The organism is Tenacibaculum sp. L6 (genome assembly GCF_028823685.1).
Taxonomy (GTDB): domain Bacteria; phylum Bacteroidota; class Bacteroidia; order Flavobacteriales; family Flavobacteriaceae; genus Polaribacter.
In genome coordinates, this window is the sequence record NZ_JAPEHZ010000015.1 from 1 (window position 1) to 22,283 (window position 22,283).

Annotated in this window: 24 protein-coding genes and 1 pseudogene; 16 read left to right on the plus strand and 9 right to left on the minus strand. The window is 30.9% G+C overall.

Features of this window, described 5'->3' with window-relative positions; all coding sequences use genetic code 11:
* The 4 genes and pseudogenes from OU788_RS04680 to OU788_RS04695 form a co-directional block, all read left to right on the plus strand.
* Positions 1-540, plus strand: a 540-nt coding sequence (locus OU788_RS04680; protein WP_274634082.1) for a hypothetical protein, incomplete at its 5' end; no start/stop codon positions are given.
* Between the two features lie 2 nt (positions 541-542).
* Positions 543-959 (plus strand): rRNA maturation RNase YbeY, encoded by a 417-nt coding sequence (gene ybeY / locus OU788_RS04685; protein ID WP_274634083.1) that lies wholly within the window; start codon positions 543-545, stop codon positions 957-959.
* A 29-nt stretch (positions 960-988) separates the two neighbouring features.
* A pseudogene (mnmG, locus tag OU788_RS04690) lies at positions 989-2,868 on the plus strand (tRNA uridine-5-carboxymethylaminomethyl(34) synthesis enzyme MnmG).
* 119 nt (positions 2,869-2,987) lie between these two features.
* Positions 2,988-3,845, plus strand: a complete 858-nt coding sequence (locus OU788_RS04695) for a class I SAM-dependent methyltransferase (RefSeq protein ID WP_274634084.1) — start codon at positions 2,988-2,990, stop codon at positions 3,843-3,845.
* 143 nt (positions 3,846-3,988) lie between these two features.
* Here the strand turns inward: OU788_RS04695 and OU788_RS04700 are convergent, their stop codons facing one another.
* Positions 3,989-4,387 carry a DoxX family membrane protein gene (locus tag OU788_RS04700; protein ID WP_274634085.1) on the minus strand — a complete coding sequence of 133 codons (399 nt, stop codon included), beginning with the start codon at positions 4,385-4,387 and terminating at the stop codon, positions 3,989-3,991.
* 115 nt (positions 4,388-4,502) lie between these two features.
* Between OU788_RS04700 and OU788_RS04705 the strand changes: the two genes are divergently transcribed.
* Both OU788_RS04705 and OU788_RS04710 read left to right on the plus strand, forming a co-directional pair.
* A complete protein-coding gene (locus tag OU788_RS04705) occupies positions 4,503-5,429 on the plus strand; it encodes an SPFH domain-containing protein (protein WP_274634086.1) in 927 nt (308 codons plus the stop codon).
* Between the two features lie 2 nt (positions 5,430-5,431).
* The gene (locus tag OU788_RS04710; RefSeq protein WP_274634087.1) at positions 5,432-5,749 is read left to right on the plus strand and encodes a heavy metal-binding domain-containing protein; all 318 of its coding nucleotides are present in this window, start codon (positions 5,432-5,434) and stop codon (positions 5,747-5,749) included.
* Between the two features lie 56 nt (positions 5,750-5,805).
* Here OU788_RS04710 and tatA read toward each other — a convergent pair whose 3' ends face one another.
* From tatA to rnr, 3 genes are all read right to left on the minus strand, one after another.
* The gene (gene tatA / locus OU788_RS04715) at positions 5,806-6,000 is read right to left on the minus strand and encodes a twin-arginine translocase TatA/TatE family subunit (protein ID WP_274634088.1); all 195 of its coding nucleotides are present in this window, start codon (positions 5,998-6,000) and stop codon (positions 5,806-5,808) included.
* 33 nt (positions 6,001-6,033) lie between these two features.
* A complete protein-coding gene (locus tag OU788_RS04720) occupies positions 6,034-6,678 on the minus strand; it encodes a head GIN domain-containing protein (protein ID WP_274634089.1) in 645 nt (214 codons plus the stop codon).
* 121 nt (positions 6,679-6,799) lie between these two features.
* Entirely contained in the window at positions 6,800-8,995 is a 2,196-nt protein-coding gene (gene rnr, locus OU788_RS04725; RefSeq protein ID WP_274634090.1) for a ribonuclease R, read from the minus strand.
* Positions 8,996-9,113: 118 nt separating this feature from the next.
* Between rnr and OU788_RS04730 the strand changes: the two genes are divergently transcribed.
* The 4 genes from OU788_RS04730 to OU788_RS04745 all read left to right on the plus strand — a co-directional run bounded on the left by OU788_RS04730 (position 9,114) and on the right by OU788_RS04745 (position 11,907).
* Positions 9,114-10,034, plus strand: coding sequence for a diacylglycerol/lipid kinase family protein (locus OU788_RS04730; RefSeq protein ID WP_274634091.1), 921 nt, complete (start codon positions 9,114-9,116; stop codon positions 10,032-10,034).
* A gap of 68 nt (positions 10,035-10,102) precedes the next feature.
* Positions 10,103-10,270 (plus strand): hypothetical protein, encoded by a 168-nt coding sequence (locus tag OU788_RS04735; protein ID WP_170141618.1) that lies wholly within the window; start codon positions 10,103-10,105, stop codon positions 10,268-10,270.
* Between the two features lie 765 nt (positions 10,271-11,035).
* A complete protein-coding gene (gene rpiB / locus OU788_RS04740; protein ID WP_274634092.1) occupies positions 11,036-11,467 on the plus strand; it encodes a ribose 5-phosphate isomerase B in 432 nt (143 codons plus the stop codon).
* Positions 11,467-11,907 carry a GNAT family N-acetyltransferase gene (locus OU788_RS04745; RefSeq protein WP_274634093.1) on the plus strand — a complete coding sequence of 147 codons (441 nt, stop codon included), beginning with the start codon at positions 11,467-11,469 and terminating at the stop codon, positions 11,905-11,907. The genes rpiB and OU788_RS04745 overlap by 1 nt, the downstream gene beginning before the upstream one ends.
* Before the next feature lie 164 nt (positions 11,908-12,071).
* On the opposite strand, the gene OU788_RS04750 is transcribed toward OU788_RS04745, so the two are convergent.
* The gene (locus OU788_RS04750; RefSeq protein WP_274634094.1) at positions 12,072-12,647 is read right to left on the minus strand and encodes a pseudouridine synthase; all 576 of its coding nucleotides are present in this window, start codon (positions 12,645-12,647) and stop codon (positions 12,072-12,074) included.
* Between the two features lie 116 nt (positions 12,648-12,763).
* Here OU788_RS04750 and recA point away from each other — a divergent pair, with 116 nt between their 5' ends.
* The gene (recA, locus tag OU788_RS04755; protein WP_028891613.1) at positions 12,764-13,771 is read left to right on the plus strand and encodes a recombinase RecA; all 1,008 of its coding nucleotides are present in this window, start codon (positions 12,764-12,766) and stop codon (positions 13,769-13,771) included.
* A 102-nt stretch (positions 13,772-13,873) separates the two neighbouring features.
* On the opposite strand, the gene dut is transcribed toward recA, so the two are convergent.
* Positions 13,874-14,305 (minus strand): dUTP diphosphatase, encoded by a 432-nt coding sequence (gene dut / locus OU788_RS04760; protein ID WP_274634095.1) that lies wholly within the window; start codon positions 14,303-14,305, stop codon positions 13,874-13,876.
* 97 nt (positions 14,306-14,402) lie between these two features.
* Here dut and OU788_RS04765 point away from each other — a divergent pair, with 97 nt between their 5' ends.
* The 3 genes from OU788_RS04765 to OU788_RS04775 all read left to right on the plus strand — a co-directional run bounded on the left by OU788_RS04765 (position 14,403) and on the right by OU788_RS04775 (position 17,645).
* Positions 14,403-15,398 carry an NAD(P)H-dependent glycerol-3-phosphate dehydrogenase gene (locus tag OU788_RS04765; protein ID WP_274634096.1) on the plus strand — a complete coding sequence of 332 codons (996 nt, stop codon included), beginning with the start codon at positions 14,403-14,405 and terminating at the stop codon, positions 15,396-15,398.
* Positions 15,399-15,713: 315 nt separating this feature from the next.
* The gene (locus OU788_RS04770) at positions 15,714-16,373 is read left to right on the plus strand and encodes a hypothetical protein (protein WP_274634097.1); all 660 of its coding nucleotides are present in this window, start codon (positions 15,714-15,716) and stop codon (positions 16,371-16,373) included.
* 3 nt (positions 16,374-16,376) lie between these two features.
* On the plus strand, positions 16,377-17,645 hold the full coding sequence (locus OU788_RS04775; RefSeq protein WP_274634098.1) for an MFS transporter: 1,269 nt from the start codon (positions 16,377-16,379) through the stop codon (positions 17,643-17,645).
* A gap of 79 nt (positions 17,646-17,724) precedes the next feature.
* Here OU788_RS04775 and OU788_RS04780 read toward each other — a convergent pair whose 3' ends face one another.
* From OU788_RS04780 to OU788_RS04790, 3 genes are all read right to left on the minus strand, one after another.
* Complete coding sequence (locus tag OU788_RS04780) at positions 17,725-18,216, minus strand: hypothetical protein (RefSeq protein WP_274634099.1); 492 nt, start codon at positions 18,214-18,216, stop codon at positions 17,725-17,727.
* Positions 18,217-18,304: 88 nt separating this feature from the next.
* On the minus strand, positions 18,305-19,951 hold the full coding sequence (locus tag OU788_RS04785) for a glycerol-3-phosphate dehydrogenase/oxidase (RefSeq protein WP_274634100.1): 1,647 nt from the start codon (positions 19,949-19,951) through the stop codon (positions 18,305-18,307).
* A gap of 128 nt (positions 19,952-20,079) precedes the next feature.
* Complete coding sequence (locus OU788_RS04790; protein WP_274634101.1) at positions 20,080-21,054, minus strand: LuxE/PaaK family acyltransferase; 975 nt, start codon at positions 21,052-21,054, stop codon at positions 20,080-20,082.
* Between the two features lie 75 nt (positions 21,055-21,129).
* On the opposite strand from OU788_RS04790, the gene OU788_RS04795 reads away from it, so the two are divergent.
* Together OU788_RS04795 and OU788_RS04800 are read left to right on the plus strand one after the other, a co-directional pair.
* Complete coding sequence (locus OU788_RS04795) at positions 21,130-21,825, plus strand: hypothetical protein (RefSeq protein ID WP_274634102.1); 696 nt, start codon at positions 21,130-21,132, stop codon at positions 21,823-21,825.
* Positions 21,826-21,847: 22 nt separating this feature from the next.
* On the plus strand, positions 21,848-22,252 hold the full coding sequence (locus OU788_RS04800) for a hypothetical protein (RefSeq protein ID WP_274634103.1): 405 nt from the start codon (positions 21,848-21,850) through the stop codon (positions 22,250-22,252).
* The last annotated feature ends 31 nt before the right edge of the window (positions 22,253-22,283 follow it).

The window sequence follows — 22,283 nt, forward strand, 5'->3', positions numbered from 1 at the left end:
ACTATTAAACTAGATCAATCATTAACTCAACAATTAGTTCAAAAGCATAATTTCAAAGGTTTTGATGATTTTCTAAAAGCTGCAGGAAAAAGCAAATACAACACTACATTAACTATTAATAATACTGAAGATGGTAATCTTAAAGTTCGAGTTGATTATGTTAATATTGAATATTCTTATCATTATAATTGGTGGTGGCATCATCGGATGATGCATATGCATATGATGCATCAACAAATCCAATTTAATGCACCTGCTGGTTTTGGACCTACACAACCAAATGATTTCCATTTTAACACATACGACATACCTAAGGAAAAAAGATATTTTGAATTTGTAATAAACAATCAAAATGAAGTTATCTCAAACACTAAAACTAAAACTTTATATAAAGAAGTAGATAAAAAAGAGTATATAGATAAGCTTGAAGAAATTCAAGATTACAAACAGGAATCAAGTTGTTTTCTTGAAAACAGTTTTAGGTTTATAGCCTATTCTAAAAAAAATAAAGGTTTTATCATTCAAACTAACACTTTATAATTATGATTAGTTTTAATTACGAAACCGAGTTTCAATTACACAATGAAGAAAACACATCTAAATGGATAGAAACGTGTATTGAAAAGGAAGGTTTTGAACTGGGAGAAATCAACTATATTTTTTGTGATGATGCATATTTACACAAAATAAATGTTGAGTTTTTACAGCACGATACTTTAACCGATATCATCAGTTTCGATTATACGTTAGGTAAATTAGTAGGAGGTGATATTTTTATTTCTGTAGAAAGGGTAGAAGAGAATGCTAAAGAGTTTAATGTTTCTTTTGAAAACGAATTACACCGCGTAATTATTCACGGTATTTTACATTACATGAAATACAAGGATAAGACAGAAGAAGAGAAGCAACTAATGCGTTCGAAAGAAAATGAATGTTTAGAAATTTTAGATAAAAATTAAAATCGTTCCACGTGGAACTGAATTGAAAAATGAGTTTATTTAATACAACATACGATGTAATTGTAGTAGGAGGTGGACATGCTGGTAGCGAAGCAGCGGCAGCAAGTGCAAATATGGGAGCACACACTTTGTTAATTACAATGAACTTACAAAACATTGCTCAAATGAGTTGTAATCCTGCTATGGGAGGGATTGCAAAAGGGCAAATAGTACGTGAAATTGATGCCCTTGGTGGTTATAGTGGTATTGTAACTGATAAGACTGCAATTCAATTTAAAATGCTTAATAAATCGAAAGGTCCTGCTATGTGGAGTCCGAGAGCACAATCAGATAGAATGCAATTTGCAGACTGCTGGAGAACAATGTTAGAGCAAACAGAAAATTTAGATTTTTACCAAGATTCTGTTAACGGATTGTTGTTTGATGGAGATACTATCACAGGTGTAAAAACTGCTTTAGGTTTAGAAATAAAAGCTAAAACTGTAATCGTTACCGCAGGTACTTTTTTAAATGGATTGATTCATATTGGTGAAAAAACATTTGGTGGGGGTAGAGCAGGAGAAGGAGCTTCTACAGGTATTACTGAAGATTTAGTAGATAAAGGTTTTGAAGCTGGTAGAATGAAAACAGGAACACCTCCTCGTGTAGATGGACGCTCTTTAGATTATTCTAAAATGACTGAGCAACCAGGAGATGATAATCCAGAAAAATTCTCGTATTTACCGGTTACAAAACCGTTAACTAAACAACGTTCTTGTTATTTAACCTATACCAATCCTGAAGTGCATGATTTACTTCGTGAAGGATTCGATCGTTCACCTATGTTTAACGGTAGAATTAAATCTACAGGACCACGTTATTGTCCTTCCGTAGAAGATAAAATTAATCGTTTTGCAGAGAAAGAACGTCACCAAGTTTTTGTTGAGCCAGAAGGATGGAATACGGTAGAAATATATGTAAATGGATTCTCTACATCACTTCCTGAAGATATTCAAGACAAAGCCATTCGTTCTATTCCTGGATTTGAAAATGTGAAATTTTTTAGATATGGATACGCAATCGAATACGATTATTTTCCACCAACACAATTAAAACATAACTTAGAAACGAAGTTAATTAACAACTTGTTTTTTGCAGGTCAAATAAACGGAACGACAGGTTATGAAGAAGCAGCTGCACAAGGTTTAATGGCAGGTGTAAATGCCGCTTTAAAAGTTCAAGAAAAAGAGTGCCTTTCATTTTAAAAAGAAGTGAAGCTTATATAGGTGTTTTAATTGATGATTTAATTACCAAAGGAACTGAAGAACCCTATCGTATGTTTACTTCGCGTGCTGAATACAGAACACTTTTAAGACAAGATAATGCTGATTTACGATTAACTGAAAAATCGTATAAATTAGGATTAGCTTCTCAAGAAAGAATGGATAGAGTAGAAGAGAAGAAAAACAAAACACAAAACCTTATCGATTTTATTAGTGATTTAAGCATTACAAAAGAAGAGATAAATCCGATTTTAGAAAGTAAAAATTTAGCAACCATTAATCAGTCAATGAAATTGTTTAAAATTGCTGCGAGACCTCAGTTAAGTTTTACTGATTTTAGATCAATAGATAAACTAGAAAACTATATTCAAGAGAATAATATTGATCAAGAAATTATTGAACAAGTAGAAATTCATTTAAAATATTCTGGCTATATAGAAAAAGAAAAAAGCAATGCTGATAAATTAAACAGATTAGAGAATATTCCTATTCCTTCAACATTTGATTACAGCAAAGTAAAATCTTTATCGTTTGAAGCTAGAGAAAAATTATCTAAAATACAACCTACATCCATTTCTCAAGCAAGTAGAATAAGTGGAGTATCACCAAGTGATATTTCTGTGTTACTTGTATACATGGGAAGATAACTTACCGTATTTAGAACCATAAAAAATAAAATGTTCCATGTGGAACGTTTTATTTTTTTATGTATAATTGTTTAACCAAAAACCAATGTTCCACATGGAACACTCAACACACATAAAATTTGATTACAGAAAAAGAGTTCTATAAGAACTTAAAACCTTTTTTAAACTGTATAGATTATACAGTTTCAGAGGAGAGTTATGAAGTAATGAAAAACGAAGCTTACGATATGCTTGTAACTTCTCCTGTTCCAAACAACTTAGATAAATATTATTTAAGTGAAAATTACATTTCACATACAGATAGTAAAAAATCTCTATTCGATAAAGTTTATCAAATAGTAAAAAACCATACCCTTAAGAAAAAACTTAAATTGATTAACTCATTTAAAACAGAAGGAAAATCTATTTTAGATGTAGGAGCGGGTACAGGTGATTTTTTAAAGGTATGTAAAAATGGTGGTTGGAAAATTACAGGTGTAGAACCATCAGATAAAGCGCGAGAATTTGCTGAAACTAAAAATATAATTTTACACGAAAATTTAACTCAAGTTGAAAATAACCAATTTGATGTAATTACGCTTTGGCATGTTTTAGAACATATTCCTAATTTGGTTGAATATATTGAACAATTAAAAAAATTATTAAAACCAAACGGAGTATTAATTATTGCTGTTCCTAATCATAAAAGTTACGATGCAAAATATTATAAAGAGTTTTGGGCAGCTTATGATGTTCCAAGACATTTGTGGCATTTTTCAAAAACAGCAATTTCAAAACTATTTTCTTTAGTTGATATGAATGTTGAAAAAATACTTCCAATGAAATTTGATTCATATTATGTTTCACTTTTATCAGAAAAATACAAAACAAAAAAATCACAACCTATAAAGGCATTTTTGGTTGGTTTACAATCAAATTTAAAAGCAAAAAGTAACGGAGAGTATTCTTCTTTGATTTATATCCTAAAAAACAAATAAAACTTAATTTAATGGTGTTTATTTCTATTTAAAATAATAAAACATAGAAATACCTTAAGAAAAATAAAAAACCTCTTAAAATTGATTTTTTAAGAGGTTTTTTAATAAATTAAAATTATTAAACATTTAAGTTAATATAAGATTTAACTATTTAATAAATACACTGCAAAAATGGCTATTAAAAAGTAAACTGCTAATGTCATTGCCCCTGCATAATCTTTTGCTAATCGTTGACCAATTAATAAAAAGATTAAAGTTAATGCACATAATTCTGCTCCAATTAAAGCATAGGTATTATTTCCTGTAGTTGCTAAATGGAAAATTCCTACAAACATTAAAGCACCTGCTAACAATTCTAAAACTAAAATAATAGCTAATAATAGTGGTACTGAATTTTTTAATGGTGAATTTTGAAAATGATCTTTTATAAAAGATAAATTTCCTTTCCAATCGCTTACCTTATCTATTCCAGATTGTAAAAAAGTAACGATTAAAAAAAGTAATAATAAGATTTCTGTTATGCTTTGTTGTATAAGTTCCATAAAGTTGATTTTTTACAAATATATATTTTAAAATGGACTGTAACAATTCAAAAAAAGTTCGTCATATAAATAGTATCTTTAACAAAAAATTACTAACATTTAAAAAATTAAAACTATGACATTTTATATGTATCCGCTTATTGTTGTCGGAATTCTTGTATTCTTATCATTATTCTTCATTGTAAAACAACAAACTGCAGCAGTTATCGAACGTTTTGGGCGCTTTCAAAGCATTCGTCACTCTGGTTTACAATTAAAAATTCCGATTGTTGATAGAATTGCAGGAAAATTAAGTTTAAAAATTCAACAATTAGATGTAATAGTTGAAACAAAAACGTTGGACGATGTATTTGTTAAATTAAAAGTTTCTGTACAGTATAAAGTTATTCGCGATAAGGTATATGATGCTTTTTATAAGCTAGATTATCCGCACGATCAAATTACTTCGTATGTTTTTGATGTTGTTCGTGCAGAAGTACCTAAAATGCGCTTAGATGACGTATTTGTTAAGAAAGATGACATTGCAATTGCGGTAAAATCTGAATTAAACGATGCAATGTCTGATTACGGATATGACATCATTAAAACCTTAGTTACCGATATTGATCCTGACGCACAAGTTAAAGCGGCTATGAACCGTATTAATGCTTCTGAACGTGAAAAAGTAGCGGCGCAATATGAAGGTGATGCACAACGTATATTAATTGTTGAAAAAGCAAAAGCTGAAGCTGAGAGTAAACGTTTACAAGGACAAGGTATTGCAGATCAACGTAGAGAAATTGCTCGTGGTTTAGAAGAGTCTGTTGAAGTTTTAAACCGTGTAGGTATTAATAGTCAAGAAGCATCTGCTTTAATTGTAGTAACACAACATTATGATACCTTACAATCATTAGGGGAAGAAACAAATAGTAACTTAATTTTATTACCTAATTCACCACAAGTAGGAAGTAATATGTTAAATGATATGGTAGCAAGCTTTACCGCTAGTAATCAAATTGGAGAGGCTATGAAAAAAGCACAAAAAGATAAAGACAACGAATAATTATGATATTATCTACCACACCATCGTTAGAAAATAAACCAGCAAAAGAATATTTAGGTATTGTTTCTGGTGAAACAATTATAGGTGCAAACGTTTTTAAAGACTTTTTTGCAAGTATTAGAGATATTGTAGGAGGTAGGTCTGGTTCTTATGAAAAAGTGCTGAGAGAAGCGAAAGAAATAGCTATAAAAGAAATGACTGAAAGAGCTCAAAGACTAGGAGCTGATGCAATAGTTGGAATCGATTTAGATTACGAAACCGTAGGTGGAAGCGGAGGTATGTTAATGGTAACAGCCTCTGGAACCGCCATAAAACTATAAGCAAATAAAAAACCGAAACGTAAATGTTTCGGTTTTTTTTATTGATAAATATATACTTATTTCTTATCTTCTACTTTATCGGTAGTATCTTCATCAGCTTTACTAGCATCTTTAAACTCTTTTATACCAGAACCTAAGCCCTTCATTAACTCAGGAATCTTTTTTCCACCGAACAATAATAGGATAACAACTAAAACAATTACGATTTGATATCCTCCTGGTATTCCTAAAAATATAGTAAGTAAATTCATTTTTATTAAATTTTGCGTTACAAAGATACAAAATTAACCTCTGTGTTCAATTACACCACCAATTACTTTTTTATCTCTAAAAACTTCTGGTTTTCCTTTGTAAAAAATAGAGCCACCAAACGATACTTTTGCGTCTAAAGTTTCACCAGCTTGTACTTCTACCTTAGATCCAGAACCTGCTTTAACAATAGTCATTTCTTCTACTGATAATTTATATCCGTGGTACATACCACCTAAATCTGCATCAACATTTTGGTTCTTTGTACTTCCAGAAAGCCTAATAACAGCTCCTGAAGAGCTTTTTACCTTTAAATGCTTAACCTTAACTGAAAGATTAATAAAAGCTCCTTCTTGAGCCTTTATTTCAACTTTTTGCTGATGAATATCTTTACCCGTTACAGTAGCACCTTCATTAGCATCAATTACATCAATGTCTTCTTTGTAATACAAGGTTGCTTTTACCTTTCCATCGGCAGTAGTTTCAGGAAATTTTAATAATACTTTTAACGTATATCCTTCAACTTTGATCTTTACTTTATCAGTTTTTTCACCAGTAACAACAATTTTAGATTCGTTAGATCTAACTAATTCTAAATCGATACCATTGTACACTTTTACTTGATAAAAGCTACCTAATTCTTTAGTCAACGTTGTTTGTGCTGACGCTATAACAGTCATCAAAAACAAACTTATACATACTAAATTCTTCATAATAAATCCATTAGTTTATTGTCTTAAAACAATAATTATACCAATACAATAAAGACAAATATTGAAAATTATTGTTTAAAATAGTATTTTAATATGAAATCAAATTAAAATCAAGGTGTTTACGCTCTAAATCAGTGTGTTTCACTTTCACTACAACTTCATCACCTAATTGAATCATGTTTTTAGTCGACTGACCAACCACAGCGTATTGTTTTTCATCAAAAATATAGTAATCATCTTTTATGTCTTTAATACGCACCATACCTTCGCATTTATTTGATTTTATCTCAACATAAATTCCCCACTCAGTAACACCAGAAACAACACCTTCAAATTCTTCATCTTTGTGATCTTGCATGTATTTTACTTGCATGTACTTGATAGAATCTCTTTCGGCTTTAGAAGCTAATTCTTCCATTTTTGAAGAATGTTTACACTTTTCTTCATATACTTCAGCTTTTGGAGAATTACCACCATCTAAATAGTGCTGTAATAAACGATGTGTCATTACATCAGGATAACGACGAATTGGTGAAGTAAAGTGACTATAATAATCAAAAGCTAAACCGTAGTGACCAATATTTTGCGTAGTATATTCTGCTTTACTCATGGAACGAATGGCTAAGGTTTCTACCATATTCGCTTCCCCTTTACCGTGAACATCAGATAATAACTTATTTAAACTATCAGAAGTTTTTTGTCTTGTTTCTGTATTAATCTTGTATCCAAACTTACTCACAATGTTTTGTAAAGAAGCTAATTTTTCAACATTAGGTTCGTCGTGTACACGATATACAAAGGTTTTATTACTTGGTCTTCCACCTGACAATCCAATAAATTCAGCTACTTTTTTATTCGCTAATAACATAAATTCTTCAATTAATTTATTAGCATCTTTTGCTTCTTTAAAGAATACCCCTGTAGGATTTGCGTTTTCATCTAAATGAAACTTCACCTCAATTTTATCGAAAGAAATAGCTCCTGATTTCATGCGCTTTTTACGCATTTTCTTAGCTAATTCATCTAATTTAAGCGTAGCTTCAACAATATTTTCATCAACTACATAAGCTGTACCTGTTAACGAAACATCTTCTGGAATAATATTTCCTTTTGTTTCTATTATCGCTTGGGCTTCTTCATAAGCAAAACGCTTATCAGAATAAGTAACCGTTCTTCCAAACCATTGGTTGACAACTTGTGCTTTTTCATTCATTTCAAACACAGCTGAAAATGTTAATTTTTCTTCATTTGGACGTAAAGAACAAACTCCGTTACTTAACATTTCTGGTAGCATTGGCACCACTCTATCAACTAAATATACTGATGTTGCACGATCATAAGCTTCATCATCTAAAATAGTTTTGGGTTGCATATAATGTGAAACATCTGCAATATGGATTCCTATTTCATAATTTCCATTTTCTAGTTTGGTAAATGATAAAGCATCATCAAAATCTTTAGCATCTTTTGGATCAATAGTAAACGTTAAATCACCACGCATATCTCTACGCTTCGCAATTTCTTCTTGAGTGATTTCTATTGGTAATTCTGAAGCTTCTTTTTCAACTTCAGCTGGGAACTCATACGGTAAACCATATTCTAATAAAATAGAATGAATTTCAGTATCGTGGTCTCCTGGTTTACCTAGTACTTGCGTAATTTTTCCGAATGGATTTTTAGAATTTTCTGGCCAATCGGTGATTTTTGCAACTACTTTGTCTCCATCTTCAGCACCATTTAATTTACTCTGTGAAATAAAAATATCAGCATACATTTTGTTACTGTCGGGTACTACGAAACCAAAGTTTTTATTCATTTGCAAAACTCCAACAAACTCAGTTTTTGCTCTGTCTATAATTTCAACAACATCTGCTTCTTGTTTGTTACTTCTGCGTTTATTGTATACATAGGCTTTAACAGTATCGTTATGTAAACCTTTACCTAAATTTACTGAAGGTACAAAAATATCGTGTTCAAAATCATCACAAATAAAGTAAGCATTTCCGTTAGATGTTACATCTAAGGTTCCTACATAGTATTTACGATCTTCATTAATCTGAAATTTTCCTCTATCTACTTCTTTTATCTTTTTTTGAGATGTTAGCTCAGCTAATTTTTGAATAATTTGAGTTTTTCCATCGGTATCTGATATTCCCATTTTAGCAGCAATTTGTTTATAATTGTACTTCTTTTTGCTGTCTTCGTTAAGTATTTTGAAAATGTTTCGGGTAAGATCTTTAATTACCTTTCCCTTTTTTTTGTAGATTTTTTTCTTTCTAGTCATTAATCTTTCGTCTTATTTAATTTTCAACCAAAGTACGTAAAAAAATAACGTTAATGATTTTAAATAACTGTTATAAATTCATTTTGTACATTTCAACTTTTTATTTAAAAGTATGTATATGAGTGATTCATGGTTTGTAATTGTAAACCCTGTTGCAGGAAAAGGTAATTTTAATAAAATATGGAATACTATTCAACAAGAATTAACAACTCAAAAAATTCCTTTTAAATATGCACAAACTACACATACTAAACATGAAATAGCGTTAGTTCAAAATGCTATTAATGAAGGATTTAAAAAAATTATTTCGGTAGGTGGTGATGGTACTTTACATCATATTATTAACGGTATAATGTCTCAAAAAACCATTGATAGTCAAGAAATTACAGTAGCTGTTATTCCGTTAGGAACCGGGAATGATTGGATTAAAACCTATAATATTTCAAAAAATATAAAAGAAGCTATTAGTTATATTAAACAAGAAAAAAAAATACATCAAGATATTGGTTATTTAGAGTTAAAAAACACCTCTTCGTACTTTTTTAATGTAGCAGGAATAGGTTATGACGGATATGTTGTTAATAAGTTGAATAAACTAAAAAGATTCGGACATATTGCTTACTTATTAAGCGGAATAGCAGGTTTGTTACTTTATAAAAAAACTGAATTTACTATAGAAGTTAACAATCAAATTATTGAAACTAAATGCTTAATGACCTTATTCGGAATTTGTAAATTTTCTGGAGGAGGAATGCAATTAACTGATTATAAAAATAGTAGTAATGGTTTATTTGATATTACTATTGCTAAAAACTTCTCATTAATAGATTTATTATTCAATATTAAAAAGTTGTACAACGGAAAAATAGTAGAACATAAAAAGGTAGAAACACATCTATCAAACTCACTGTTAATAACTCCAAAAAATACTACAGATGTACCTTATATTGAGGCAGATGGAGAGTTAATAGGTCAGGGCTCAGTAAAAGTAACGATGTTTAAAAAAGCTATTAAAATCGTTATTCCGTTAAAAAGTTAAAAAAACTTAAGAGAATTGTAACATATCTTAAATTTATACGTCTTTATAATAAAAGAAAGTCGTTATAAATGAAAAGCTTACGCAAAATAATAGCACTATTTATTTTCATATTTATTACAGGAATTATCGTTACTGTAGTAAGCATTAATACGACTTTAAACGAAAAGAATCCTACAGAAGTAGTAAAAGCAAAAGACTCTGTTTACCTTATCAAAGCTGCTAAAAAAGCCGTTTAATAGCAGAGCGATAGTCAAATAATCTTCAATTACACACTTATCAGTACTTATAAACAATAGTAGCTTACACAGCTTAATTTTCGGAATTTTACCCTACAAACGAGAAAGAAAAGAATTCCTTCTCTCAGCTTTATTTCAATCAAAAGAAACTTAAGAAAGCTTTCTAAGTTAATAATCACAAATACGTCATAACTAAAATAGATCTTCAGAAAAGCAAAATCTAGAATTTCAAAAAAACTGTTATCAACATATAATATTATTAATAAAAAAGATTTTTAAAATTTAAAAAAAGAAATGATTGTTATTATAGCGTGTTAATATGTGGAATAAAAAGTGGATTTTATTTTTGGTGAAGTGACTTATTAAAATAAATAAACAAGTTATTAGCTAAATAAAATCTTTAAAATCAATTATAAAATAGAGTTATTAACAAAAGTTATAAACAGCAATTCACTAAATTTTATGAATAGTTAATTTATTTTTAAATGTAAAAAAAGGGTTAATTTTATGTTGATAAATGTTCATTAAAATCTCAAAAAAAAAGTTGCATAATTAATTCTTGTTCTTGTATTGTAAAAAATATTTAGAAAATCAAATTTTCTTTTCAGAATATACTATTAGTTCTTAACAATTAGATAATATAGTTTAACCCCTTAATTTTAAAGAGGTTATTAAGAATACTAAAAAAAAGCATTGTTAATTACTGTTGATAACCGTTAATAACTGTATTTTTGTAACTCACAACTGAATTAAAATCAACAAATTATGACAATCGCTGTAGGAAATGACCATGCAGGTACCGAGTATAAGTTTGAAATTATTAAACTTTTAGAAGAATTAGGACATAAAGTAATCAACTTTGGTACCAATGATACTGATAGTATGGATTACCCAGATACCATTCACCCAACTGCAGAAGCTGTAGAGACAGGACAAGCTGAAATGGGTATTATTTTATGTGGAAGTGGTAACGGAGCGCAAATGACCGCTAATAAGCACCAAGGAGTACGTGCCGCTTTATGTTGGAATAATGAATTGGTAGAATTAACACGTCAGCACAACGACGCTAATATCTTAACGATTCCAGCTCGTTTTGTATCGTTACAACAAGCCTTAGGTTTTGTAAAAATATTCTTATCAACTGAATTTGAAGGTGGGCGTCACGCTAATAGAGTTGAAAAAATAGCTTGCTGTTAATGAATATTACGATTAAAACATTTCAAGAATTAACAACTTCAGAACTGTATGAGCTTTTGCAATTACGTTCTGAAGTTTTTGTTGTTGAACAAGATTGTGTATATCAAGATATTGATGGAAAAGACTTAAAAGCGTTGCATGTTTTAGGTGTAAAAGAAGGAAAAATAGTTGGATATACACGATTATTTAACAGTGGTGAATATTTTGATACCCCTAGTATTGGTAGGGTGGTAGTAAAGGAAAATGAACGTAAATATGGTTATGGACACGATTTGATAAAAGAATCTATCAAAGCTATTGTTGATAACTACAATGAAACCACAATTACCATTTCTGCACAAACCTATTTACAAAAATTCTATGAATCTCACGGATTTAAACAAGTAGGTGAAGGTTATTTAGAAGATGGAATTCCGCATATAAGAATGGTGAGGAAGTAAATTTAGTTATCTTTCTCTTTCTTATTCATTTTATAAAGTAGATATCCAAAACCTACTAAAAAATGCAGTATAATAATTCCTGCTATGATGTATATAAATGTGTTTGAATTATTGTTCATAGTGATAAAATTACAACAATAATATTTTTTAAAAAGTAACTTAAGTTACAGTAACTCTCCAACCTCTTTAACCTCACCAACTTGCATATTTCCTAATAAAATATCACCTACACGAACTCGTACTAATCGAAGTGTAGGAAACCCAACAGCCGAGGTCATTTTACGTACTTGCCTAAATTTTCCTTCGGTTAAGGTAACAGATATCCAAGGAGTAGGACCGTGACGAGCATCGCGAATTTTTTTAGAACGTTCTGGTAAATCAGGAGTGTCAATTAAGTCGACTTTACAAGGTTTAGTCATGTATTTTTTTCCTTCAAAACCAATTTCAACACCGTTTTGTAATTGTTCAATAGCTTCCGCAGTAATAGCACCATCTAATTGAACGTAATATTCTTTTTCAACTCCACCTCTGGTAGTAATAAAATCACTTACTTTTCCATCTGTTGTTAATAACAATAAACCTTCCGACTTTACATCTAATCTACCAACAGCCATTGTTTTTTCGGGAAAATTATACAATTCACCCAATAATTTATGTTTTCCTCCCTTTTTTTGATTAGTAATAAATTGTGATAAAAAACCATAAGGTTTGTAAATCATGAAGTGACGATGGTTTGACATCTTTTCTTTTTTTAAGAAGCACAATATTACAAAATGTAACATAAAAAAGATGGGGAATTAAAGTTAGTTTTTCATAACTTAGCCATTCTTATTACTTAAAATAATTAGCACGATTTATGGCAGCAGATAAAGAAAAAGAAGCGAAATTAAAAGCGCTTCAACTTACACTAGATAAGTTAGATAAAACCTACGGTAAAGGAACCGTAATGAAGTTAGGAGATAGCCAAGTAGAAGATGTAGATGCTATTTCATCGGGTTCTTTAGGCTTAGATTTAGCTTTAGGAGTTGGAGGTTATCCTCGCGGAAGAATTATTGAAATTTACGGACCAGAATCATCAGGTAAAACAACCTTAACGATACATGCAATTGCTGAAGCTCAAAAAGCAGGAGGTATTGCTGCTTTTATTGATGCAGAACATGCTTTCGACCGTTTTTATGCTGAAAGCTTAGGAGTAGATGTTGATAACTTAATTATCTCTCAACCAGATCACGGAGAGCAAGCATTAGAAATTGCTGATAATTTAATTCGTTCTGGAGCTATTGATATTGTAGTGATTGACTCTGTAGCTGCCTTAACACCAAAATCTGAGATTGAAGGTGAAATGGGAGATTCTAAAATGGGATTACATGCACGTTTAATGTCGCAAGCTTTACGTAAGTTAACAGGAACGATTAGTAAAACCAACTGTACGGTATTTTTCATTAACCAATTACGTGAAAAAATTGGTGTAATGTTCGGTAATCCTGAAACTACAACGGGTGGTAATGCATTAAAATTCTACGCATCGGTTCGTTTAGATATTCGTAAGAGAACTCAAATTAAAGATGGCGACAAGGTAATTGGTAACAGTACGAAAGTTAAAATTGTAAAAAATAAAGTAGCTCCACCATTCCAACAAGCAGAATTTGATATTATGTATGGAGAAGGAATTTCAAAAGTTGGTGAAGTTTTAGATATTGGTGTAGAGTACGGAATTATAAAGAAAAGTGGTTCTTGGTTTAGTTACGGAGACACAAAATTAGGTCAGGGTAGAGATGCTGTAAAAGGTGTTATTAAAGACAATCCTGAATTAATGGACGAACTAGAAAATAAAATTAAAGAAGCTATTGAAAATCAAGAATAAGTAATTTAAATTCAAAGTTCAAACTATTACTATTTAAAAAGCTGTTCTTGTTAAAGAACAGCTGCTTTTTTATTTCAAAAATTTTAAATAGTAAAAAATATTTTAAACTCCTGTACTACCAAAACCACCAGCACCACGTTCAGTTTCGTTTAAAACTTCTACTTCTTGCCAGTTTACACGTTCGTGTTTTGCAATAACTAATTGAGCAATTCGCTCACCATCGTTTACTACAAAATCTTCGTTAGATAAGTTTACTAAAATCACTCCAATTTCACCACGATAATCAGCATCAACTGTACCAGGAGAATTTAATACGGTAATTCCTTTTTTAGCTGCGAGTCCACTACGCGGACGAACTTGAGCTTCATAACCAACAGGAAGCGCAATAAATAAACCGGTTTTAATAATCGCTCTTTCTAAAGGTTTTAAAATAATTGCTTCGTTTATATTAGCGCGTAAATCCATTCCTGCAGAACCTTCGGTTTCATATGTAGGAGTTTGATGTTTGGATTTGTTTATAATTTGTACGTTCATATGTTTCAATAATTTTTAAAATTCAAATATAATAAGGTTTAAGATTAGAGAGTAGTTTATAGATTTCTTAATTTTGTACTACAAACAAATACTACTTATGAGCAATCAAACTAAAATAGCTGTATTAGGAGGAGGAAGTTGGGCAACTGCTATTGTTAAAATGCTATCAGAAAATTTAGAAACTATTGGTTGGTATATGCGTAGTGTGTATGCTATTGAACATATTAAACGCAACAAACACAACCCTAATTATTTAAGTTCTGCAGAACTGCATCCAGAACAACTCGATTTGTCTGATGATATGAATTATATTGTTGAAAATTATGATGTGTTAATTTTTGCCGTTCCATCAGCATTTTTAAACAAAGAGTTAGAAAAACTGTCTGTTTCGTTAGAAAATAAAGTTGTGTTTTCTGCAATTAAAGGTATTGTTCCAGAATCTGGATTGATTGTTGGCGAGTATTTTCATGAAAGCTACAATGTTCCGTATGAAAATATAGGAGTAATTACAGGTCCTTGCCATGCCGAAGAAGTAGCGATGGAACGTTTATCATATTTAACATTGGCTTGCCAAGATCAAGAAAAGGCAAAAAAACTTAGTGAAGCTATTTCAGGACGTTATATTAAAACTAAAATTTCTGATGATATTATTGGTACTGAATATGCAGCGATGTTAAAAAATATTTATGCTATTGCCGCAGGAATAGCTCATGGTTTAGGCTATGGAGATAATTTTCAAGCAGTATTAATGAGTAACGGAATTCGTGAAATGAAACGTTTTATTAAAAAGGTTCATAAAATGAAGCGAAATATTAACAATTCGGCATATTTAGGTGATTTGTTAGTTACAGGATATTCTACATTTAGTAGAAATAGAATGTTTGGAAATATGATAGGTAAAGGCTATACGGTAAAATCTGCGATGTTAGAAATGAGTATGGTTGCAGAAGGATATTATGCCACTAAAAGCGCATATCAAATTAATCAAAATAACGGTGCAAAAACTCCAATTATAAACGCTGTATATAATGTCTTATATGACAAAAAAGAAGCGAAAGATGAGTTTTTAAAGTTAACAAATAGATTAGATTAGTTGTTTGCATTTGTACAAATAATCCTTCTTAAAATGAATTAAGAAGCCTCATCAATCACTTCTATAGTTGAGTTGTTTGTAGGTTTTGTATAGAAAAATAATAACAAATTTAATTTAAAAATCTGATTAGTAAATATTTTTGTTAAATTTTTGATGAAAAATAAGTAGTGGTATAAAATTACTGATTATTATATTTTTATTACTTTTAGTTTAAAACTAAACAATTATGAAATGAGCCATAACAAATCTTACCATCCTTTTAAAAAAGATTATTGGCGAATTACATCTGACTATAAAAAAAATAAAAATTAACAGATGAAAACAATTCAAGAAGCTGTTGAAATTACCATCAGAAAAACGCCTTTTATAGAAGAGGCTTTAAATGAAAAGTTGATAAATGTATCTTCATTGGCAAGAGAAATCTTACCTGAAGTTTCAAAGCTTTTAAAGAAAGATATAAAAGTTGGTGCGGTAATGATGGCAATTAATAGGCTATCACCAGCGAATGAATTGAGAGTTCGTAAAAATATTAAGCGACTTGCCTTAAATTTAGGTGATGTAATTGTACGTTCTGATTTATGCGACTTTACATTTAAAAATACCACTTCATTACTTAGAGAAATTGCTAAAATTTTAAGCAAGTCTGCTGATAGTAATGACTATTTCTTAACTGTTTCACAAGGAATTTTTGAAACCAACATTGTTACCAGTAAAAATTTACAGCCATTTGTTGAAGAAATTTTTAAGAAAGAAACATTAATTAATAATGTGAACGATTTAGCATCAATCACGTTAAAGCTTCCAAAAGATAACTTAGATCAATCAGGAATTTATTACTTTATTTTAAAGCAATTTGCTTGGGCAAATATTGCTGTTCAAGAGGTAATATCTACCACTCATGAAATGACCATCGTGGTAAAAGAACGTGATGTAAATGAAACATTTGCCATTTTAATGGATTTGAAATTGAATTAATCCATGGCAAAAAAAGACCCCTATGCTTCCCTCAGAATTAAAGAATTCAACATTTTTCTTTTAGTTCGCTTTGCTCTGGTATTTGCTTGGTCTATGCAATTTATCATTATTGAGTGGCAGGTGTACAGTATCACAAAAAATCCGTTGTCATTAGGTATCATTGGGTTGATGGAAGTAATTCCAGCAGTGTCTATGGCTTTGTTTGCAGGTCATATAGTTGATCAAAAAGAGAAACGAAACTTGCTCGCTTTGTGTATCGGATTGTTTTCGCTCATAAGTTTAGGTTTATTCTTTTTAACCCTACCTAGTTTTGTTGAAGGATGGGAACAAAAAACTATTCTGTATGCCATTTATGCATTGGTATTTTTTGGCGGATTGTTACGCTCGTTTTTCGGACCAACGATTTTCTCATTAATCGCCTTAATTGTTCCGAAAAAATTATATCCAAACGCAGCAACATGGAGTAGTTCTACGTGGCAAATAGCTTCGGTATTAGGTCCTGCTTTTGCAGGTTTAACCATTTCTTGGATTGGGGTACATTGGTCGTTATGTATTGTTTTCGGATTGGTTTCTGTATCATTTTTAACTGTATTCTTTATCAAAAAGAAACCAATTTTAAATCCGAAGATTGGCGAACCTGTCATGAAAAGTTTAAAAGAAGGAGTGCGTTTCGTGTATAAAACAAAGGCGATTTTAGGAGCCATTACGTTAGATATGATTTCGGTATTATTTGGTGGAGCTGTAGCCTTGTTACCTGTATACGCACAAGATATTTTAAAAGTAGGTCCTGAAGGATTTGGTGTTTTACGTGCTGCACCTGCTGTAGGTGCGTTTTTAACGATGTTAATAACTGCTTACATACCTATCAGTAGAAATGCCGGAATGAAGCTCTTAGCAGCTATTTTTGGCTTTGGAGTTTGTATTATAGTTTTTGGACTATCTTCTGTTTTTTGGATTTCAATCGTAGCACTGTTTTTTAGTGGAGTTACCGATGGGGTTTCAATGGTTATTCGTCAAACGATTTTACAATTAAAAACACCCGATCACATGCGTGGTAGAGTAGCCTCGGTAAACTCTATGTTTGTTGGGTCTTCTAACGAATTAGGTGCTTTTGAAAGTGGTGTAACAGCAAAGTTAATGGGAACGGTAACCGCTGTAGTTTTTGGTGGAACTATGACTTTAATTACGGTTGTAACAACAGGAATTTTAAATCCAACACTTCGAAAATTAGATTTGACGAAAGATTTGGAAGCGCATGAGAAAATAGAGTAATAATAGATTTTACTTACATAAATAAAAAAACGCCCAGAAACTCAGTTTCTGGGCGTTTTTTATATCATTATTTAGTCAATTAAGACATATCAAAATAGTTGATTTTTGTAATTGTTTTTGTTGTTTGATCGAAATCGATATTTATAAAAACATCACAACTATCACATTCAGCATATAAAATACTTTTATCACCATTTCTACCAGTACTAAAATCAATAGTACCTAATTTACTAATAGGGTCTCCCACAGTTACTGTAATACCTTTTATGGTAAAACTAGCTTCACTATTTAAAACATCAAATGATTCGATGTAAGGTTTTCTTCCTGAGGTAGAAAAATCAATTTTTAATCCATTGAATTTATAGTAATAGTAAAACCCGTTATCTTCATAAGAATTAGAAGCACCAAGTAGCGATTCTATCTTAGCTTGTTTTCCAAGCGTTTTTTTTAAATCACCTAAAGTGATATTATTGATTTTAATATTGTTAAAATCAGAACTAGAAATAATATTGGTTTGGCTTTTTACTATAAAACTGGTTAATAAAAAGAATACGACTACAACTTGTTTCATGCTACTTAAAATAATTGTACTAACCTTTTTTTGGTAGGATTTTAGATCGCCAAAGATAAAATTCTAAGATAATTTAGAGGGTAAGAAACTAGTTAAATTTTACTGTTAAGCTTATCTTTTCTTCCAACTCTTTTTCGTGCAATAAAGTTGTATCATTATCCCAATTAAAGCGTTTAGAAAACTCTTGTATTACAAAGTTTTTATGAATATCAACACTAGGTTTATCAAAAAACAAACGCCCCGTTCTTCTCATAAAAAAGTCGGTAGGTGTGCAAGTCATTTCGTGTTTGGTAGTAAACCAAATTTCAGCTTGTAATAAGCGTCTTTCAAGGTTTTCTTCCTCTAACTCATCAAATTTATCTAAAATAAGTTCAGTTTGTTTTCCGTAGTTATGCACTAAATAATTAGCATCTTTTTCAGTGAAACCAAACGGTTTTATACGTTTATAAATCTGATTGCCATATAATTTTACCGATTTGTAGTTTTGAAATGGTCCACCAGCCAATACAATTTCTTCAGTTTGAATAGGGTCGAAATCTACTTCAAAACGACGTTTCATTTTTTTAGCAACGATATCTACAATACGTTCAGCCATTTTTCGGTAGCCTGTTAATTTTCCTCCTGCGATAGAGATTAACTTGGTGTCAGACACAAAAATTTCATCCTTACGAGATAATTCTGAAGCTGATTTTCCTTCTTCATGAATTAAAGGGCGTAATCCTGCCCATGAAGATTGTATATCATCTATTGTTAAATGAATATCAGGAAACATATTGTTAACCGCTTCAATCAAATACAAAGCATCTACCATTGAGGTTTCTACTGAATCTTTGTCTTGTTGATAATTGGTATCAGTAGTTCCGAAATAGGTTACTTTTCCACGAGGAATAGCAAACATCATACGACCATCAGGAATATCAAAATAAACGGATTGTTTTACAGGCAATTTTTCATGTGGAACTACTAAATGCACTCCTTTGGTTAAGTGTAAACGTTTTCCAATTTTAGAGTTATTTATTTGACGTAATTCATCTACCCAAGGTCCAGCTGCATTTACAACATATTTCGCCTTGATATCGTAGTTTTCTTTGGTAAAAACATCGGTTACTTTAGCACCTACCACACGTTTATTTTCATAAATAAATTCATCTGCATGCGTATAATTTAATATTTGAGCATCGTATTGACTGGCTGTTTTTAACACTTCTATAGTTAAGCGCGCATCATCGGTTCGATATTCAGCATAAAAACCTGCTCCGTTTAAAATACTTTCTGGCAACAAAGGCTCTTTTTCTAACGCTTCATTTTTGGTAAGCATTTTACGTTTATCATCGCCTTCAACAGAAGCCAACACATCGTAAACTTTTAATCCGATAGAGGTTAACCACGAACCGTAGGTTCCGCCTTCAATAAGTGGTAAAATCATCTTTTCAGGAACCACTAAATGAGCTGCTAATTTATGAACAATGGCACGCTCGGTACCTACTTCTTTTACCAACCAAAAATCGAATTGTTTAAGGTATCGCAATCCACCATGAATAAGTTTGGTTGATTTACTAGAAGTACCAGAAGCAAAATCATTTTTTTCAATAAGGGCAACTTTCATACCTCGAGAAGCCGCATCTAAAGCAATACCCGCTCCAGTTATTCCGCCACCAATTACTAAAATATCGAACTCCGTTGTTTGTAGTTCTTGCTGAATATTAGCTCGGTTAAAAAAAGAAAAATTGTTCATAGATGTTTTTTATCTACCAAAAGTAAGAATAAAAAGAACTGAAAGAGAATAAAAAAAGCGTTGAATTTTTTAATTTTGATATAAATTTTACTCATTTTAATCGTGAAATCAACTAGAATTGACAAAAATTATAAAACCATTAGATTACAACCTCTAATATCAGAATTATCAAAACGACCGATAATTTCAAAACTATTGTCTTGGTATACTTTTCCTAAATCTTGTGTAGCAATAAAAGAACAAGAATTGTAGTTTGCTAAATCGATTACATTAATTCCGCCAGATTTTCCCTTTGGCAAAATAGTCAAAGCATCTTCAGTATCACGAGTTAAAATTTGCATCCAAGGCGGACAGTTAAAAATACCATTTCCTTTCGAATATCCTTGGCTTAACAATTCTGTCATTCCATATTCAGAATGAATATTTTGTATTCCAAATCCGTTACTTAAAATGGTGTGTAATTCGTTTCGAATAAGTTCTTTTCTTCTCCCTTTCATACCACCAGTTTCCATAATAATAGTATTAGAAAGGTTGAATTCATATTGTTCAATTAAATCTAACAAAGCAAATGAAACACCAATTAAAAGTACTTTTTTTCCTTGGGTATCCAGAAACTTAAGTTTTTGAGCTAACTCGTCAAGATTGTTGAGGTAGAATCCGCTTTCAGTATGTTGAGAACGCTTGATTAAATCATCAATCATATAAATTAAAGAAGAACCCTTTCGTTCTAAATAATTCGGCAACAAAGCTAGTACAACATAATCTTCGATGTTTCCGTAAAAATGTTCAAAACCTTTTAGATAGCTGGTTTCGTACCATGATAAGTCAGTTACTAAATGTTTACTAGTTGTACTTCCCGTTGTTCCCGAACTGGTAAAAGTTTCTTGAATTTCATCAGCAGATGAAAGCACTTCGCGAGTTTTAAAAAACTGAATAGGTAAAAACGGAATTTGGTCTACAGTATGAACATCAGAAGGATGAACATAGATTAAATCACAAAAAGAACGATATACCTTGTTGTTAGCAAACTGATGTTTAAAAACCTGTAGTGCTGTATTCGTGAAATCTTCAGTAGATTGTATGTTAAAAACGGTACTTTTCATAAACGTTCACAAAAATACAAGTATTCCACGCAACCTTTTTAATTTTTTTTCATCTAGTAGATAAATGAACAAATTATGCGAAAGATAGCAATTGTTTTAGTTACAGTTTTGGGTCTTATTTCTTGTAGTGAGAATAATAATCTAGTTGTAGATCCAGATAATTTATTAGTGGGACACTGGTCTAAAGCTGAATATAAAAATGAAGAGTTGATATTAACTAGAGTTGGGAGTTTACCAGATAAAGAATACGGAGTTTCTTTTGTAGAAAATGGAAAGTTTGTTGAAAGAACTTCTGGTTGGTGTGGTACACCTCCATTAAGTTTTTTTAATATAGATGGTACGTGGAATATTTCAGACGAAACATTAATTGAAGTATCAACACAAAGCTATCTTGGTAATTTTAATTGGAGAATACAATCGTTAACCAATAAAAAATTAGTGATAAAAAGAGAACTTACCGAACAAGAAAAAGACCATAGAGAGTTAATAGATTTGTTTACTGAGATAGAAAATTTAGCATATAGTGTGTCTTGTACAGACTCAAGTAGTTGGGCTTATACAGCCTATGGTTCTAAAGCCTGTGGAGGTCCTAAAGGATATATAGCCTATACTACAACTATAGATACAGAAGCTTTTTTAGAAAAAGTAGCTGTTTATTCAGAGGCAGAAAAACAATACAACATCAAGTGGAATATTGTATCTACTTGTGATATTGCTCAGGAACCTGTTAGTGTAGAATGCCAAAATAATTACCCAGTTTTAAAATATTAATAACCCCAATAAATTTTAGATCATGAAGAAAATTTTAGTTCTTTTTTTAAGTGTGTTTACCTTTTATTCTTGTTTGGATGATGACGGACCGAATTTTAGATATGAGTTTTTAAAGGTTGACAGTGCGGAAACTCCAGAGAGTTTTACCTTCGGGGAGGTAGATACCATAAAAATTAAGTATACACTACCTAATAGTTGTTATGCTTTTGACGGATTGTACTACCAGAAGGTAGATACTACAAGAATAGTTGCTGGTACAGCGATAGTTAGTCTTGATGGTGCCTGTACTCAAGAAACAAGACAAGAAGAATATGTTTTTACTGTTGAAGCAAGTCAACGAGAAGATTATGTTTTCAAGTTTTGGAAAGGTAAAAATGACGAAGACGAAGATGTATATGAAGAAGTGGTAATTCCAGTAAATTTGTAACATCAATTTAGAGAAACTCATACAAGAATGC

Excerpts from the sequence above, each read along its gene's own strand:
- ybeY (WP_274634083.1), top strand. The coding sequence starts at position 543 with ATGATTAGTTTTAATTACGAAACCGAGTTTCAATTACACAATGAAGAA.
- OU788_RS04700 (WP_274634085.1), bottom strand. The coding sequence starts at position 4,387 with ATGGAACTTATACAACAAAGCATAACAGAAATCTTATTATTACTTTTT.
- OU788_RS04705 (WP_274634086.1), top strand. The coding sequence starts at position 4,503 with ATGACATTTTATATGTATCCGCTTATTGTTGTCGGAATTCTTGTATTC.
- OU788_RS04710 (WP_274634087.1), top strand. The coding sequence starts at position 5,432 with ATGATATTATCTACCACACCATCGTTAGAAAATAAACCAGCAAAAGAA.
- tatA (WP_274634088.1), bottom strand. The coding sequence starts at position 6,000 with ATGAATTTACTTACTATATTTTTAGGAATACCAGGAGGATATCAAATC.
- OU788_RS04720 (WP_274634089.1), bottom strand. The coding sequence starts at position 6,678 with ATGACTGTTATAGCGTCAGCACAAACAACGTTGACTAAAGAATTAGGT.
- rnr (WP_274634090.1), bottom strand. The coding sequence starts at position 8,995 with ATGACTAGAAAGAAAAAAATCTACAAAAAAAAGGGAAAGGTAATTAAA.
- OU788_RS04730 (WP_274634091.1), top strand. The coding sequence starts at position 9,114 with ATGAGTGATTCATGGTTTGTAATTGTAAACCCTGTTGCAGGAAAAGGT.
- OU788_RS04735 (WP_170141618.1), top strand. The coding sequence starts at position 10,103 with ATGAAAAGCTTACGCAAAATAATAGCACTATTTATTTTCATATTTATT.
- rpiB (WP_274634092.1), top strand. The coding sequence starts at position 11,036 with ATGACAATCGCTGTAGGAAATGACCATGCAGGTACCGAGTATAAGTTT.
- OU788_RS04745 (WP_274634093.1), top strand. The coding sequence starts at position 11,467 with ATGAATATTACGATTAAAACATTTCAAGAATTAACAACTTCAGAACTG.
- OU788_RS04750 (WP_274634094.1), bottom strand. The coding sequence starts at position 12,647 with ATGTCAAACCATCGTCACTTCATGATTTACAAACCTTATGGTTTTTTA.
- recA (WP_028891613.1), top strand. The coding sequence starts at position 12,764 with ATGGCAGCAGATAAAGAAAAAGAAGCGAAATTAAAAGCGCTTCAACTT.
- dut (WP_274634095.1), bottom strand. The coding sequence starts at position 14,305 with ATGAACGTACAAATTATAAACAAATCCAAACATCAAACTCCTACATAT.
- OU788_RS04765 (WP_274634096.1), top strand. The coding sequence starts at position 14,403 with ATGAGCAATCAAACTAAAATAGCTGTATTAGGAGGAGGAAGTTGGGCA.
- OU788_RS04770 (WP_274634097.1), top strand. The coding sequence starts at position 15,714 with ATGAAAACAATTCAAGAAGCTGTTGAAATTACCATCAGAAAAACGCCT.
- OU788_RS04775 (WP_274634098.1), top strand. The coding sequence starts at position 16,377 with ATGGCAAAAAAAGACCCCTATGCTTCCCTCAGAATTAAAGAATTCAAC.
- OU788_RS04780 (WP_274634099.1), bottom strand. The coding sequence starts at position 18,216 with ATGAAACAAGTTGTAGTCGTATTCTTTTTATTAACCAGTTTTATAGTA.
- OU788_RS04785 (WP_274634100.1), bottom strand. The coding sequence starts at position 19,951 with ATGAACAATTTTTCTTTTTTTAACCGAGCTAATATTCAGCAAGAACTA.
- OU788_RS04790 (WP_274634101.1), bottom strand. The coding sequence starts at position 21,054 with ATGAAAAGTACCGTTTTTAACATACAATCTACTGAAGATTTCACGAAT.
- OU788_RS04795 (WP_274634102.1), top strand. The coding sequence starts at position 21,130 with ATGCGAAAGATAGCAATTGTTTTAGTTACAGTTTTGGGTCTTATTTCT.
- OU788_RS04800 (WP_274634103.1), top strand. The coding sequence starts at position 21,848 with ATGAAGAAAATTTTAGTTCTTTTTTTAAGTGTGTTTACCTTTTATTCT.